Raw genomic sequence first — 16,021 nt, 5'->3', positions numbered from 1 at the left:
CCGGGAGATTTAATTAGTCCAGTAAGTATTTAATTGCACCAATGGGTTCTGGTTCTGGATAGCAGGATCCAGGGGCCAGGTCCATGCGCCCATATCGAACTGTAATTTTGTAAGCGGGTAATAGCACCATTTGGAATTGAAGATGCGGCCTGTTCTTACCAGGTCGAAATAATAGTGCCCCTCGCCCATCAGTTCCCGCGCCCTTTCCGCGAAGATCTCATCTTTCAGGGCATCGCCACTGGGGCCGGTATATGGATTTGACAACGCCCTTCTGCGCACGGAGTTCAGTTGTGTGATGGCTTCGGCGTTGCGGCCCAGTTCCGCCAGGGCCTCCGCCAGCAGCAGCACGCCGTCGGCATACCGGAAGATGATCACGTTGCCGTCCGGATTATAATCCTCCTGGTCGTTGATCGCATATACGTTTACAAACTTGAGGTACTGGAAGTCGCCGTTATCTGCAAACATATTTTCATCGAACCAGTATTGTACACGGGCATCCGGCTGGCCAGAAGGGAACAACATCCGGAGGAAATCGGCCCGGAAGTAAGAGTAGCTGTGCTGGTGCGTGGCTACGGGTCTTTTATACGGGTAATGCAATACCAGGTCGGAGAAGGTATTGTACATAATGATCTCATTATAGTTGGCGTTCTGCGCAATTTCAAACAGGCTTTCTTTAGTACGGCCCTGGAACAGTTTGCGGTAATCGCTCAGGAGCAGCAGCTCATATTGCCCGCTGTTCACCAGTTCTGTGCCCATGTCTGCCGCCTGTTGGAAATAGCTTTTTGCATTGGCCTTATCAAAGCCGGCATTCCATACATCCAGTTCCATCATGAGGGTGAGCAATGCGCCTTTGGTAGCGCGTACACCTACATAAGCAGGATCGCTGTATTGCCAGGGCAGGTCGTCTTTTACTTTCGCCAGGTCGTCCAGGCAGTTTTTCACTACCGTTACCATCTTCTCCCTGGGCAAAGGATCGCTGTGATAGGGATCTGCATAATATGGCACATCTCCCCAAACCCTTACCATGAGCCAGTAGCTGATGCAACGGAGAAAAACGGCTTCCGCCTGGTATTGTTTTCTTTGTGTGGCAGACACATCTGCAAATTCCCTTCTTCCTACCTCATAATATAAATTGTTGGCGGCCTGTATCACTTTATAAAATCCCTGCCAGCGGGTAAGCTCCACCCAATGATATAATCCATCATTGCCACGGAGTGCAATAAAAGTGGCAAGGTCGTTCTGTGAAACGAAGTGTACATAGTTACGGCCGGCTTCCTCCGGCGATTCGGCCATCATACCGGAACGGATGTCGCCGGCATTTGGCAGGAACGGGCAGGAGCCTAATTTATCGCGCAGCAACCCGTAAGTATCCCAGAGATTATTTTCAATATCTTCCCTGTTCTGCAAAAAGGCGTTACCTGAAAGCCGGTCCAGCGGCTTTACGTTCAGGAACTTCTTACAGCCTTGCTGACCCAGTGCAAGCAATAATGCGAGTAAACAGATAATCTTGCGGTTCATGATCAATAACTTTTAAATAAACATTTATCTTAAAACTCTACGTTTAAACCTGCGTTCCAGCTACGTGGAATGGGATAGCCATTCGATTGGTCACGGCCCAGCGCGGATACGTTTTCCGGGTTAGGGCCGCTGTAGCTGGAGAAAGTTTTTACGTTATTACAGGTCAGGTATACCCTCACGGTGTTGATACCATAGCGATGTGTAAGGTTCTTGTTCAGGAGATAACCAACGGTAATGGTGTTGATCTTAAAGTACGAACCATCTTCCTGGAACAGTGTCTGGTCAACCCTGTACGGGTTAACAGCGCCTGCACGCGTATAGTCGAAAGGGTTACTGTAGGTAGCGTTACTGCCGTTTTGCTTCCAGTAATCGATCTGGTTGAAATCAACAATCGACCGTTGATCAAACGGCTGACTGAGGTATTGCAGCCGCTGTGCCAGCGCATCGTTGAGGATATCGCGGATAGCCACATAGGAGGCGCTGATGTTGAATGTAAAATTCTTATACGTTAGGTAGGACTGCAAACCACCTGTGATCAGCGGCTGCGAATTACCCGCAATGGTGTAGTCGTTGATATCGAGGATATAGTTCCCGTCGCGGTCCTGCCAGTAAGGATCGCCGGCCTGGAAGTACTGCCCGTTGGCTGTACGGTATCTCAGGCCGGTAGCCGGATCAATGGGCACTTCATCTAAGGTTTTATATACGCCCTGGGTGGAGAGCAGGTAATTGCTGAGTGCATTACGTCCTACCCGGTAAAGTACATTCTGCCCGTTGTCGTTCTGGATCAGCTGGCGTGCGCCTGCAGGCAACCTAGTGAGGATGTCTTTATTGAGCGCACCGTTAACGGAAATACTCCATTGCACGGGGCTGGAAGCCTTCAACGGACGGAAGGTGAGCATCAGTTCATAGCCATAATCTGCCAGCGATGTTTCATTGGTATTTACGCGGTTGAAGCCGGTGATATCTGCCAGGTCTTTTGAACGGAGCAGGTTTTCCACCGTTTTATAGTACACATCGAATACCAGTTCTACTTTACTCTGGAAGAAGCCTGCTTCCATGCCTATGTCGTATTGCGTAGTGGTGGTAGGCTTCAGGAAGGGATTGGGCATCTGGTCGAAATCACTGCCTATCCTGGGATTCCCGTTGTAGGTGCCGTTGGGGCGATAGGTGCCGTAAATAGAAAAGATATCACCGGAGGGCACAATGTTTTGTCCCCAGCTGCCACGGAGCGATCCGTAGGTAAGCCATTTACTGTCGGTGAATATTTTCTCCTTGTTGAAGTTCCATCTCAAACCCAGTGAAGGATTTTTTGAGTAAGGATCTTCAAAGCCGGACGCAGAGCTTCCATCGATGCGGTAGCTGGCGTCCAGTACATACTTCTGTTTAAAGTTATAGGAAAATAAACCTGCAAAGGAGGCCGTATGATTTTGTGAGAAGTTATCCAGCAGGCCGCCGCCTCTTGATGCGTCGTTACCATACCCCAGCGGGCCTTCATACTGATCGTTGGGCATCCGCTGCTGCTGGATGATCTTCGCCTGCATGCCGCGGTTGAAGATCTCGTTGAACACATTGAGTGTAAAGTTGTGTTTTTTGTCGATGCTTTTGAAATAAGTAATGCTGTTACGGTTGTATAACTGGAAGTTCCGGTCGTCGTATGCTTTGATCCTTGAATAGTCGTTATTCGCGGCAGCCGGCGTAAACTCATCCTGCGTGTTGGAGGCGTAGTTATAACTGATGGCCGATCCGAGGCTTAGCCCTTCAATGATCTGGTAGCTGGCATCCAGGCTGGCGGTAAGGTTCAGCGTTTTGTTATCGTTTTGTACTTCCAGTGCGCCAAGGTATCCCGCGGTACTTTGATAGAAGGAAGGCGCAGGCAGCAGAGATGATTTCTGCCCGTTGTCTGCCACGCCGGTTTGTAATAAACCGTTGCCGCTGCCGAGCTTTCTTTTACCGACCTGCGTATTCAGCAACCCGAATATTTTCAGCCGCGGGGTAGGTTGATACAGCATGTTGGTGTTAATGGAATAACGGTCGAACCCTGTATTCCTGATCACCCCATTCTCGTGGTAGTAGGAGAGATCCGTTTTATAATTGAAGGTAGGATCGCCCCCGCTGATGTTGATATTGTGGGTTTGGTTGTAGGTGGTTTGATAGAACACGCCCTGCCAGTTGGTGGAGCTGTTCCAGTAAGGGTTTAAGCTATCTGCCAGGAAAGGGGTGTTGGAAATATTCAGCAGATCGGCATAAGTGCCATACTGCATAATTTCCTTCACACGGATCTGGCGTTCCAGGTTTCCTCCCACGGTAGCGCGCAGTTCCGGCGGTGTGTTCATGAAAAAGTTACCTGTGTAGCGTACTACAGGTATTTTGGAGCTACCGCGGCGGGTGGTGACCACAATTACACCGTAAGCCGCGCGGGAGCCATATAGTGCAGTAGCCTGGGCATCTTTCAATATTTCCATGCTCTGGATATCTTCCGGCGGGATGAGCGATAAGGGGCTCACACCCGGACCAGGCGTTTGAAAGCCATAGGAGAAGTTGGCATCCGCATCAATGGGTACGCCGTCTATCACGTAAAGCGGCGAGGTGGGCGACAGGAAAGAACTGGAGCCGTTCCCTGTAACGGTGATATTGGAAAGTCCGCGGATGGCTACTACGCCCCTTCCGCCGGGCGCACCGGTATTGTTCTGGATGTTGAGCCCTGGTACCCTTCCCTGGAGTAATTGCTCCACGTTGGATACGGGTACATCCTGCAGGTCTTTACCGCTTACAATCACAGAGCTTCCGGTGGCCAGCTCCCTGGTTTTATTCTGGTAGCCTACAATAACGGTTTCATTCAGTTTATTTTCGTTGATGCTGAGGCGGATGTCGAGTGGCTTTCCTTCCTTTACCTTTACGATAAACTCGCGGTAGCCCACGTAGCGGAAGGCCAGGCTTGCTTCCGGCGACACTTTCACGCTGAAGTTACCCCTGTTATCTGTTACGCCGATCACCTTCTTCTCCTTCCCGATCACTTCCATGATGCCTACGCCTATCATGGCTTCGGTGGATACTTTGTCGCTCACCGTACCAGTAACGGTTACCTTTGCCGGCGCGGGTTGTTGTGCCAGCAATGTGCCGGCGCCTGCCAGCAGAACAAGCAGCAGCAGTGTTCCTGTTTTAAATATATTTGGTTTCATATCACCTGCTCATTTATTTCAAAATGTGATTCACTAGGGTTTACCATTATTCATTTCTGAATCTTGGGTTATCGCTGTAGAAATAGAAGATCACGTCCCAGTCCCCCTTCTGATAAATAGCAAAGGAAAGATCCAGCGTAGCGCGTACGATACCGCCGCCATATGCTTTCCGGTCCCACGCAAATCTTACTTTCGCCTGTGAGCCATCGCCGGTTGTCCACCGTGTGGCGTATTTGATCACAGGGATAGGATAGGCTACATCAAACTTTATGTACTCCGGTGTGGCCTTTACATTAAACCCGTGCAGCAGGCTGTCCAGCGGCCCGGTAGCGTTGAATGCCGAAGGGTTAATAAGCGTGGAATCCTTTGCCAGGAATTTAAAAGAGATGGAACTGCCGTTGCCTGTTTTCCGGAAGAATACACGTACACTGTCGCTTTTCATTTCCAGTTCAGTGCTGTCGCCCATTACATTACTGACAGAAGGATGATTATATACCAGGCTGTAGGAAGAAGAATCCGATGAATACTTTATAGCAGGCAAACCTGTGAGCGGGTCTATATCGTTCGCAGGACTGTAAGGCAGTTCTCTTACCGGTGTTAACTGCATATCCTTGTAGGTATTGGTACCACCGGTGTTGGAGGCCACTACATCAAACAGGTATCCTTTATGCGGCAGCTGGTGCAGCATGGTGCTGTCGGCTCCTGCCCAGAGGATAAAATCGCCGGAATGTTCACGTATTTCCCATACCGGGTGATTCTCCTGCTGCCGTTTCCCTTCAATTTCCGCCAACGATTTTTCATTACCGGTGTATCCCTGTTTCCATACCCATACCGGCACCATTTTTTCCAGGTCGTTGGTAGGCTGCAGGGTAAGCGCATCACGGACGTTGGTAATTTTAAATGTGATAGGCGTGGTGGAGTTGTCTGTGTTATACACACCTGAAAACAAGGTAGTGCGACCTAATGTAGGCGTAAACAGTTTCTGGGTGTACACGGCTTTAGGACTGAGATAGTCCAGGTCTTCCGGCAACCATTTCCTGCATGCGGCCAGCCCTGTAATGAGGACCGCTAAAACCCCGGTGAGTCCGTATCTGCATATTTTAGACATAGCATTCAACTTTTTACTTGATCCGCTAACCTTAGTTAACTTCACTTATTTTATAAGATCTGATATTATAGTTGCCATTCTCCAGGAAGAACCTCATGGTATGTACGCCTTTCTCAAGGTGTACGGGCAGCGGTGCAGTGACGTTGGTGTAGTTGCTCCAGTCGCCGGTATTGGGTGCTGTCATAGGTCCTGTCACATCCTGCCCGTCAATTTCAAAATGGAAGCGGTTATTGCCGTTTGGTTCATTAGGACTGGCTACCCTGGCGGTGAAGAAGTAATCGCCGGATTTCTTTACATCTATAGTGTAGTTCATCCATTCGCCATCGCTGGTCCATCCTACTTCGTAGCCGCCGCCTTCTTTTGCCATGCCTATATCCACGCCTTCGCTGGTTCTGAACTTGCCGCCGTTGTTGCCGGCATCTGCATCGTGGTAGCCAACGCCTTCCCCGCCGGGATCAAATGCTTCCACCGGGATGGTGCCCGGCACGGGGTAGGGTTTATCCAGCGGTACAAAGCGCATATAGCGAAGGTTGTAGTTGGAGAGATCGTATTTTACTTTCAGGAGATGTTTTCCTGCCGGAAGATCACGGGTAAGCACTTCGTTATCGTACCAGTTCTGATCGCCGCTGGTACCTTTGATCTTGATACCGTTGGTCATATAGTCGCCGTCAATTTCCAGGTGAAGCGTACCCGCTACTTCATCGTTGCCTTTCCCGGAAGCGGCCCTTACAAACAGGCGGTACTGCCCGGGTTCATTTACAAACACGGTGAAGGCAAGCCATTCGCCGGAGTTGGTCCAGCCGATGTTATAGCCTACATCGCCGCCGCCGGCATCCTGTATATCCACCCCTTCTCCCGGGCGGTATTTACCGCCGTTGTTAGTAACGTCGTTATCGTGGTAGGCCACGGATTCACCGCCTTTATCGAACTGGTCGAAGGAGATAGTGCCGGGTATAGGCAATGGCGTTCCGTTGAAAGGCACCGGCAGTGTAGGGTTCACGCGGCCAATAAATTCATCGAAGCCAAAAATATGATTACGGTCCATCACGTTCACGAGACCGTTGCTGGTCCTGATATCAACGGTCACAGTATTGCTGGTGATCCACTGGCGGGTATAAATAACCCCTTTCGTATTGGCGAACTCAATCACACCGGGGCCGCCGGCGGTGTATCCTTCCGCGCGGGTGGATACATACCTGCCATGCATCCGGTAACCGTACCGCACGCCGTTCAGGTAAATACCATCCTGGTTGCTCATACTATCGGATGGGATCACACCTGGAATAATGTAGCGCGATACCATAGAGTCCAGTTCGTTTTCCGCTACCGTAGCGAGGTATAATAACGGACGGCCCTGTGCCCTGCGAAGGTTATTCATATTGGAAATAGCTTCTGCAAAGCTGGCGTTGGTAGGCGCAAACACGGTGTAGTGACCATTCTTCAGGCTGTCTGTCAATCCTGTTTTATCTATTACAAACAGGAACGAATCATATACGCCGGTCTGGCTTTTCAAAAAATCGTAGGTGTTGCCTGCAAACTCATGAATGGTATTTTCATGGTTGTAGTAGCCACTGTCTTTTTTACACCCGGCATACAAGAACAATATCACCAGTCCTGTTACTGCACCAACACGAAATATGTTCTTTCGCATGAGAAATAATTTGTTTGTTAAGAATAGAAAGCGATTATTTTACCTGTTGATCCAATAAGTATTCTGGGTAAGCTGTTTGTTCTGTGTCAATACATTTTCCGCCACTGGCCAGTAGATCCCGCCTTCATCAATAAGGCGGTTGAACGCGGCATCGCTGCGTTTCAGTTTATGATAGCGTACCTGGTCAAACCAGCGTTGTCCTTCTCCCATCAGTTCTTTGCGGCGCTCACGGAAAATGGCGTTTACCAGGTCGCCTTCCTTATCGGCGCTGTAGCGTTCCATTACCCGGAGGTCGCGGATCTGGTTCAGCAGGTCAATAGCGCCGGTTTGCTCGCCCAGTACTGCCAGCGCTTCCGCTCTCAGCAGGGCAATATCTTCCAGGCGCGTGAAAATGATAGCGCTGCCATACATGCGGAAATCAGGATCGGAAGTGCCTCCGTCGAGTATTACTTTTATTTTGGAGAAGATGGGCACATGACTGTCGAAGCTCGTAAAGTACCGGGTGCTGGTGGGTTCCCCCTTGATGCTATCCAGGCTGAAACGTTCATCGCGGTTCTGGTCGAAGAGGGAAAGGATGGTATCTTTCGGCACATAGATCTCCGGCTGACTTTTAGACACCACCGGTGCAGCCAGTGTAAGTTCTTCCAGGTGGCCGGTATAGGAAGCTTCGCCATTGGTGAACTCAAAGTCGAACGCAATCATGTGGTTATTGATAAAGTTATTGGAACCTCTTCCTGAAAAGAAACCATTGGAGGCGGTAAGCTGGTCTGTTTTCACAAACACGAGCGAGCTTTTCTGCGCATTATCCAGCACAAATTTCGTATAGGCGGCTACGAGAGAGTACTTGGCCTGCCATGCGGCTACATGCGCCATGAGTGCATATGCACTCAGCTTGCGGGCCAGTACGCCATTCCATTTATCGCCCCCTTCGGCGTAATAGTCGCCCTGCTGTTGCGGATCGTTGGCGCTGTAGGCATAGGGCAGGTTATCTGCCGAAGCCTGTAATTCCTGTTCTATGAATGCCAGTACTTTTTGCTGCGGCGCTCTTGGCTGGCCGGTAAATTCCCCATCGTGGGAAGTAGTGATCAGCGGCACATCTCCCCAAACCCTCACCATATTAAAGTAAGCAAATGCCCGGAGAAAGCGGATCTGCGCAACATCTACCGCCATGTTCTGCTCACTGTAACGCGGGTCTCTTGCTTTCACTTCTCCTACATGTTCCAGGAAAAGATTGGCGGCATTTACTACGGCAAAAAAGCGACGCCAGTTGGAAAGCTCATTGAGCATATCCAATGGCGCATGCAGGTTGTTGCTGATCACTGCATCTATATCCTGCCGCTGTACAGCAGCAAAATCGCCTTTCCGCAATTCGCCGTACATCCAGAAGGCGTTGTTATCCGCCAGCGCGGCGCGGGTTAATCCGTATACACCTATCAGCGCGCTGCGGGTATCTTCATGCGAGTTCCACATGTTCTTCTCTGCCACCGCATGGGAAGAATCCACATCCAGCAGCTTCTTACAGCTTTGTAACGCTCCTCCGCAAAGACATAACAGCAACAGCCATTTTGCTGTATACGTCCTGTTGAATTTTTTATTATTGGAAGATAAATACTTCATCAAAAATCATTTTATGCAGTTCATTAATACTACAGGTCCATTTTTACGCCGAGGGTATATGTTTTCGGAATAGGAAGGCCATACCCGTTATCTGTGCCGTTAAAGTAAATGAGCTCCGGATCGCCGCCGGTATAAGGCGATATGGTAAACAGGTTGCTGGCCGTGCCGTATACGGTAAGGCCATGCAACACCGACCGTTTATTCCACCAGCGTGTTTTTGTAAAATCATATTGCAGGGAAATGTTTCGCAGTTTCAGGAAGGAACCATCTTCGAGGAACAGGTCCTGGTCTGCGCGGTAAGCGCCTACTTTGCTCCACGGATTATACAATGGGTACCGGTTATAGTCGCCCACCTTTTGCCAGAAGGTGATTTCCTTTACTGCATCCATGGAGATCTGTCCTTCGTGGTTTACAAAATCGAGGTGACTGGCCACATCCTGGTTCAGGATCTTCTTACCAAGCGCATAGTAGAGCGTGAAGCTGAAAGTAATGTTGCGGTAAGTGAAATCACTGCTGAAGCCGCCGGATACCTTTGGCAGGTAATGTCCTTTCATCACTTTATCTTTATCGTCAATGGTGTTATCGTTGTTCTGGTCTGTCCAGACAGGATCGCCGGCGGAAAGCGGCGTGCCTTTATAGGTGCGGGTTTGCCCTGTTTTAGGATTTACCGGGATGTCCCTTTCGCGGTTGTAGATGCCCTGGTTCTCCAGCACCCAGAACTGATCGATGGCACTGCCTACTTTCAGTTTACGTGCAGCAGCGCCGGCGCCTATCTGCATTTCATCAATACCGCCGGGTAATGCCAGCAGCGTGTTCTGGTTATAATTAATATTGGCAGACGGGATCCACTGCAGCTTACTCCTTTTTGGCAATACGTTTGCCTGGATGCTCAGGTCGGCTCCGCGGTTACGGACTTTCAAACCATTCTCATAAATGGACGTATAGCCGTATTCGTTACCGCCCGGTACATCAAACAACATGTTCTTATCTGTTTTATCATATACATCCAATGACACGTTGATGCGTTCCTGCAGGAAACTGATATCCAGTCCCAGGTCCAGCTGGTCTGAATAGGGCCATTTAATATTGTTGCCTACATAGCCGGTGGAATAGGGCCTGGACAATGCGCCCAGTGCATTATAAGAGAACTTCAGCGGGTTGTTGCTGAAAGAAAGGTCGGAGAGATATTGCGTTCCTTCCCCGAAGCGATCGTCTGTAAGGAGGCGTGCAATGCGGCCCCAGCTGGCGTGCAGCCTCATGGCATTAATGCCTTCCTGGTCTGGCAGCAGGGTACTTTTCAGGTTCCATCCGGCAGAGAAGGTTGGCGATACCGTCCACCAGTTATCAGATGGCATGCTGGAAGAACCATCTGATCTTACCAGCACGGAAAAGTCGAGTGCATCTTTATAACGGTAAATGCCACGGCCGTAGAACGACAACAGCCGATGCCGCTGTTTATCAAGCGCCATGTATACCAGCGCGCTTTTATATGCTTTGGGCAACAGGTAGTTCTCGTTGCCGGGATCGGAATTTAAGAGATTGAGTTTAATAAGATCGTTAGGGCCGTTGTAAGCATAACTGTAGTTATAGCGGTTGAAGTCCGCTTCAAATACCTGGCCTGCTTCCGCGGTTACATCATGTTTATTATTCCAGTTGTGATGAAAGCTGAGTGTATTATTAAAGCTCACGCGCTGGTTATAGCCAAAGTAATTGGAAACGTAGTTGATCGTTTCCATAAGCGTACCGGGGTAAAACACATCCCGCAGTCCTTCGTTATAATCTGCCGCCAGGCCGGATACAAAGTTCCAGTCTTTCGAGAACGCTACTTTCAAACGGAAGAACCCATTGATGCTGTTGGTTTTATTTTCATCGATGGACTTATCATACTCGCTGAGGTAGGCGCCGTATGCCGCTTTATTCGGCGGCAGCGGGGAGCCCAGATCCGGCAGGTATTGTACATCCGCGAAGCGGTCTCTCAGGTTGCGGTTGCGGCGGCGTTCCAGGCGGGTAGCGTTGATCATGGCCGACATGGTAAGCCACGACACCGGCACCATGTTAATTTCAAACATGGCATTGTAGCGGTCCATGCGGGTGTTATCACCGGGATTATTCATCTGCTCATTGCCGGCGGCGAAGCGGAAGTTGGCCCGCTCCGATCCGCTGGAGATGCTGGCATTTACACCGCGGATGAATTTATTGCCGTAATAAAGATCCGTCCAGTTGGAGGCGCCGTAATATGCATCGTTGGTAGAATCGCGCAGGTATGCCGGGTAGGTAAGAATGTTATCCAGGCTGGCATACCGGTTATAGTAAGGTTGCCTGAATCCATTTTCGAACCTAGCATTGGTGGTATTGATGTGTGGCTTCTGCGCAATGCCAAACCATGTATTGAAGGCTATTTTCCTGCCGCCGATCACCGGCGCCTTGGTGCGGATGGAAATAACGCCGCCGTTGGCAGCGCGCGGACCATAGATAGCTGCAGCCGCATAATCTTTCAATACTTCAATGGAGGCGATATTATTGGGATCTATAGCTGCCAGCAGGTTGGTTGCGGGTCCTATGCGGTTATAGTCGTATTGCTGTATATCGAAAGCAAACGGATGATCCATGATGAGGGGAATACCATCCAGCACCACCAGGGGTTGCGCATCGTATACCTCTTTATGGGAAGTAAGCGGGATGGCGGTACCGCGGATCATCATGCTCATTTCCGTACCTGGTTCGCCGCCGGGTTCCTGGATATATACCCCTGCCACTTCGCCCTTCAGCATTTGCTGAAGGGAGGAATAGGGATAAATAGCCGCCTTGCCCATATCGATGCCATTGCTTCTGAAAGCGGCAGGCTTCAGGTGATTGGTATCAACAGGGATCATTGTTTTACGGATACTGTCTCTTTTTTCCTTCTCACTCAATTTCTTTTTCACCGTAGTATCCTGGGGAGTGGCGTACCCTGGCAGCGCCGGCAACATCCTGTTTTCAGCCGCTGCTGTTCCTGCTGCAAAACCACCTGCCAGCAAACCTATAACACAGCGTCGCATTATGAAATGCATAAACTAATATTTTGTAAATGAGAAATGATATTAAATGCCCTGCGCCTTACCATGTTGCTGAAATGGAAATGCGCAGTGTGTTGGCCAGCGGGTGCAGCGGATCTCCCCCGGCGGGAACCAGGTAAGAGAAATCGACGCCCGCTATTTTATATTTCAAACCGAATCCTACGCCCAGGTATTTCCGGTTGCCTTTTGTACGGTGTTCGTTATAGTATCCCGCGCGGAGTGCCAGCAGGTCGCCATAAGTATATTCCAGGCCGGTGGAGTACATCAGCTCATGCAGTTCTTCCTTAAGACCGCCGGGAGCATCTCCAAAGGAACCAAAGGCGCCGCTGAGGATCCCTTTCTGCCGGAAGTCCGGCGTACCATCCTTATCGGCATCTGTGCTATCCGGTGTGGGGACCATCAGTTTATTGATATCCAGCGTAAGGGTGAGCGCATTCTTATCATCCAGCTGGTACGTATAGCCGCCGCCGATACCGAGGTTGGCGGGAAGGAAATACTTATCCTGGCTGTCGGTGGAGTAAGAGATCTTTGTACCGATGTTTGACATCACAGCGCCGAAGCGCCAGGTGCCTTTCCGGCCGCCATCGTATTCCGTTTCAGTAACATAGGAAGCGCTCACATCTCCCGCGAAAGCATTGCCTGCCTTGTAAGTGCCGCTGCCGCCGGCTTTGGGGCCGGAGGCCAGTTTGGAATGGATATAACGGAAGGCTACGCCCAGCGCCCAGTGATCCGATAATTTCCTGGTATACCCGGCATCGAAGGAAAATTCGCCGGGGCGTACCGTGCCCTGGTCGTTGCCCTGGAAATCGGTTAGCTGGATGCTACCCATGCTGAAGTAGCGGAAGCCTACCCCGATAGCCTGCTGTTCATCCAGCTTCCTGTAGGCTGCTATATCGGCCAGGTACACGTCGCTGGCCATTGACCTTAACCAGGGGGTAAAACCCGCGGAAACGGCCTTTTCTGCCTCAGCAAATGATACCTGGGAGAGGTTGGAGAACACCGAGCTGGCATCGGGCGATAAAGCGATGCCTGCATCGCCGAGGGCAGCGCGGCGTGCGTCGGGAGTGATCCGCAGGAACGACACCGCATTGCTGACCGCATTAGTGCGGCCGTCGGTGCTGCTGTAGGCCATTTGCGCAGCAGCCTTTTCCCCTGCCAGCAACAGGGAGATGCCCATCAGGCCTGTGGCCATCCACCGGTACAGGCGTAATACCGGTGGAAACATCCTTCTTTCCTGATTAAAACCTGGATACGTCATTTCAAATGATTTATATAATGTTGATGCTGTTGTTTTCTTTTTTAATGGGAGATGAGCAGTTTACCTTTTACCACGGAGCTGCCCGACTGTACTTTCACGAAATACACGCCATCTGCCAGCGATTGTGTGTTCACGATGTAATAGGTATAGCCGCTGGTAATGAGGGTGGTGTTCACCACTGCTCCCCTGCTATCGGTAACGACTACACGATATCCATCGCGGGTATTGATCATGCCCGTCCAGCTGATCCTGGCCTGGTCCGTAGCCGGATTTGGCGTGATGGATAACCGGCCCTGCGGAAGATTGGTATTAATAAGACTGGTATCCTTTCCTCCTCCCGTGATGATATAGGTAGCTTCCGCCACCCCGGAGTTCTTCATGCCGGGTTTGACAGCAATCGCCTTAATGGTAAGGCTGTCGCTCACCTGGATGAGGTTAAAGTAAGCCGTGGCATTTTCGTCCGGTATACTGCCGTCGGTTGTATAATAGATCACCGCATCTTTTGTATTGGTGAACAACCCCACCTGGCGGGCGCCGTTATAGGTACCGCCGGGGAAACTGAACTGCGGCGTGCTTACTGCCACATCGTTGTTGCCGATCACATAGGCAGCGATGGTTACTTTTGAATCCGTAAGCCCACCGGCAGACGCATAAGCTTTTAAGGTGGCGGTAGCGCTGATCTTTACCGGGGCGGCATATACCGGTGAATTGGAGTTCAGTGCATTGTCGTTGAGGGCGTAGCGGATCACGGCGCCGGGTGTGGCGCTGCTGATAGTTACCTCCTGCGGACCATTATAATTACCTGCCGGCACGCTGAACACCGGTTGCTTTGTTCCTTCCGGCAATATGGTATAGGTGGCAGCCATTACCTGTGAAGGGGAACGGCCTTCTTTCACGGCAAATGTTTTAATGCGCATGGTGGAATCTATATGAATACTATCGGTATACACCTGCGAAGCAGTGGTGGGCGTGCTGCCGTCTGTTGTATAATAGATAGTGGCGCCGGGTTCCGCTACCTTGATGGCCATCTTTATGGGATCACTGTAGATACCGGCGGAGGGTACAAATACCGGGTTGGGCAATGCCGGCGGCATAATGCTCAGCAGTGCGGTAGACACTTCCGATACATACATATTCTCCATCCAGGTACTTGCCTTTACCGTAGTGGTACCCGTGAGCTTCAGCGTATCTGTTAACGGATTGAATACGGGGGAATTAATGGTGGGCACGGTGCCATCCAGCGTATAGCGGATGGTGCCGCCTGCGGTGGTGGTGCTTAGCACCACATCTACATGGTCTTCAAACAGGCCGCGGTCCGGTGTTATTTTAGGACGTGCGGCTGCCTGTGGCAGCAATGCGTAAAAGTATTCCGCGGGCACCTGTTGCTGCGGAATACCGGGGCCGGTCCATTTGAAGTACATGATATTGGCGCCGCCGCCGTTTTCTGTAAACTCCATTTCTACGGGGTACAGCTTACCCGCTTCAAGGTTAATAGTACCGGAGAAGTCGGCGCAACAGTTACCATTATTATTCATGACCACTGTTCCCGGATCGGCTTCCCGCTTTGCGTAGTCTTTTATGGTGAACTTAAATCCGTCGTCGGCGTTGGCGTTAAAGGTATAACTACCGGTAACGGGCACACGAAATGATCCTTTCCAGCGAACGGAGAAGTGGTCGTTGGTAATGCGGGGGTCAGGTGATCCGTCGCCCCAGTTAAACCAGAAGTTAGGATCCACCCGGTCGAACACCAGTGTGGTGAAAGTACTTCCGCCCGATTGCGGGTCCTGGAAATAATAGCCTACCACACCCCGTGTAGTATCTATAGGTGGCGCAGCGGCCATAAAAGGCGCTCCGCTGCCAGCAGCCGCCACTGTTGCGGTAGTTTTTACCAGCAGGGCTATTACGCAGCAGAGAATAAACAGAGCGTTGTTAAATTGTTTCATATTCAATAAATGAAGTTTAATTAGTAATCCTTACTAATTATATTTCCTGAACAAAGGGCATGACTTACCCGGCACCTGTATACAGGTACAAAAAAGTAATGAAAAGAGGAGCCCGTTCCGGTGTATCCTTACGGATACCGGCACAAGTGACCGCACGGCCAGGCGGCGCACCAACAGGCGCTAACGGCTAAAAGCTAACTGCTAAGAGTTTTCATGACATCAGTTATTTGCTCAGTGAATACATAGGGTGAATGGAATAGGGATGTTATTCCATTTTACCTGGATAAAATTTCAGTTGATAGTTTAGCAATGCCACACTAATAAGGTTCCCGGACACCGTAGTATCCGGCAGATAAACGCCCGTAACGCGGGACTGGCCAAGGCAAAGAATATCCTTACCAAGACGTACCCGGCAAATTTCTGTTAATAAAATACTTCAGCTGATTTGTCCAACTACATTTTTATGAGCGTCCGATTGTAGGATCTTTCCAGACCTTCCTATACTGGTTTTGCGGGTTGCTGTATGCGCCAGGAATGCGTTCCGGCCTGTTTCAGCAAACGGCTAAAACTGTATAAGACTGGTGAAACGGGAGGAAGACTGATTGTACAATTGAACCTGAGTAAATGAGAGAAACAAATGCCTGTAACGTGGAATCGTGGAACTTTCTTTTGGTCTAAAGTAATACTACAT

At 50.3% G+C, this 16,021-nt stretch carries 8 protein-coding genes; all 8 read right to left on the bottom strand.

The window, feature by feature from the left end:
* Positions 1-9 precede the first annotated feature (9 nt).
* Genes VN105_RS09790 through VN105_RS09755 form a run of 8 tightly spaced genes read right to left on the bottom strand, consistent with a single transcriptional unit; the run spans position 10 to position 15,330 of the window.
* Positions 10-1,518, bottom strand: a complete 1,509-nt coding sequence (locus VN105_RS09790) for a RagB/SusD family nutrient uptake outer membrane protein (protein ID WP_325640306.1) — start codon at positions 1,516-1,518, stop codon at positions 10-12.
* 29 nt (positions 1,519-1,547) lie between these two features.
* Entirely contained in the window at positions 1,548-4,697 is a 3,150-nt protein-coding gene (locus tag VN105_RS09785) for a SusC/RagA family TonB-linked outer membrane protein (RefSeq protein ID WP_325640304.1), read from the bottom strand.
* Between the two features lie 46 nt (positions 4,698-4,743).
* Positions 4,744-5,805 (bottom strand): DUF5007 domain-containing protein, encoded by a 1,062-nt coding sequence (locus VN105_RS09780; RefSeq protein WP_325640302.1) that lies wholly within the window; start codon positions 5,803-5,805, stop codon positions 4,744-4,746.
* A 31-nt stretch (positions 5,806-5,836) separates the two neighbouring features.
* Positions 5,837-7,456 carry a carbohydrate-binding protein gene (locus tag VN105_RS09775; protein ID WP_325640300.1) on the bottom strand — a complete coding sequence of 540 codons (1,620 nt, stop codon included), beginning with the start codon at positions 7,454-7,456 and terminating at the stop codon, positions 5,837-5,839.
* Between the two features lie 39 nt (positions 7,457-7,495).
* Positions 7,496-9,073, bottom strand: a complete 1,578-nt coding sequence (locus VN105_RS09770; RefSeq protein ID WP_325640298.1) for a RagB/SusD family nutrient uptake outer membrane protein — start codon at positions 9,071-9,073, stop codon at positions 7,496-7,498.
* 29 nt (positions 9,074-9,102) lie between these two features.
* Positions 9,103-12,111 carry a SusC/RagA family TonB-linked outer membrane protein gene (locus VN105_RS09765; protein WP_325640296.1) on the bottom strand — a complete coding sequence of 1,003 codons (3,009 nt, stop codon included), beginning with the start codon at positions 12,109-12,111 and terminating at the stop codon, positions 9,103-9,105.
* Positions 12,112-12,169: 58 nt separating this feature from the next.
* On the bottom strand, positions 12,170-13,387 hold the full coding sequence (gene porV / locus VN105_RS09760) for a type IX secretion system outer membrane channel protein PorV (RefSeq protein WP_325640294.1): 1,218 nt from the start codon (positions 13,385-13,387) through the stop codon (positions 12,170-12,172).
* 41 nt (positions 13,388-13,428) lie between these two features.
* On the bottom strand, positions 13,429-15,330 hold the full coding sequence (locus VN105_RS09755) for a chitobiase/beta-hexosaminidase C-terminal domain-containing protein (protein ID WP_325640292.1): 1,902 nt from the start codon (positions 15,328-15,330) through the stop codon (positions 13,429-13,431).
* Positions 15,331-16,021: the final 691 nt, after the last annotated feature.

This window comes from Chitinophaga sp., assembly GCF_035564935.1.
Lineage (GTDB): Bacteria > Bacteroidota > Bacteroidia > Chitinophagales > Chitinophagaceae > Chitinophaga.
Note: the sequence above shows the minus strand (reverse complement) of the source record. Positions and strands in the feature narration are given on the sequence as shown.